Raw genomic sequence first — 1079 nt, forward strand, 5'->3', positions numbered from 1 at the left:
TTGTCTGAATGGCACCAAAATTTTCGTAAAACAGACTTTTTTTTCGTTTATTGTGGTTGGTATCATAGCCCTTCCTTTGCAGAAGAAGCCGATACTATTTTTTCAGTGCTGAACTTAGATAAAAACCAATTTTTCTTTCTATACAATTGCTCCCTAGAAATGGAAAATTTTGCAGCAAAAGGTTTTCAAGGAGATGTAATTAATCAGAATGCGTGGATTGACGAAAACTTAGTTATGCGACCACTCAATCTTGAGAAAATTTATAATGCTATTTATGTAGGTCGTCGCAGTGCATTTAAAAGACATTTTCTCGCTTCTCAAGTATCTCAATTAGCACTTATAGCAGGAAATAATCACGGAAATACTGCTTCAGAAATTCCTCCCTATAAATATTTGAACGACAAGCAATTATCATCAGAAGAAGTATGTGAAAAAATTAATCAAGCTTACTGTGGTTTAATTTTATCTGAAACTGAAGGTGCTTGTTTTGCTTCCAGTGAATATCTTTTATGTGGAGTACCTGTTGTTTCTACACCCTCAAAAGGAGGACGTCATGTTTGGTATGACGAATACAACTCAATTATTTGCGAACCAACGCCAGATGCAGTTGCTTCAGCAGTAGAAGAATTTGTCCGGAATCCACGCGATCCACAGCGCATTAGACAGAAGCATATCGATAAAACACAAGAATACAGAACAAAATTTATTAAAATTTTAGCTGATATTTTTAACCGTTTTGGTGTGGTTGATGTAGACCCAGGTCACTATTTTCAAGCAAATTTTTTCCATAAACTCAGGAAATCTTATAAACCTAATTTTGGAGAAATTTTTGCTAGTAATTAATGATTAATTAAATAAAATTTAAGGAGTATTGATTATGGTATCAAAAATAGATCGTTGGTCTCTTATTTTTCGTGCCGGATTGATTTTTCAAGAACTTGCTCTTGAAAAAAATAAAGAGAAGTTGGCAACTGCAGAATTACTATTGTCCTCAGTTGAATGCATGAATGAGTACTCAGAGCAACTTCCTGACTGGCAAATAGAAATTCGAGAAAAAAATCTTTTGAGAACAGGTACAC

At 34.1% G+C, this 1079-nt stretch carries 2 protein-coding genes; both read left to right on the top strand.

The features are described from left to right. Positions 1-843, top strand: an 843-nt coding sequence (locus tag F6K22_RS41425) for a glycosyltransferase (RefSeq protein ID WP_293111031.1), incomplete at its 5' end; no start/stop codon positions are given. Between the two features lie 34 nt (positions 844-877). Then, positions 878-1079, top strand: a 202-nt coding sequence (locus F6K22_RS41430; protein ID WP_293111032.1) for a hypothetical protein, incomplete at its 3' end; no start/stop codon positions are given.

Source organism: Okeania sp. SIO2F4, assembly GCF_010672385.1.
In the GTDB taxonomy this organism is placed as follows: domain Bacteria; phylum Cyanobacteriota; class Cyanobacteriia; order Cyanobacteriales; family Microcoleaceae; genus Trichodesmium.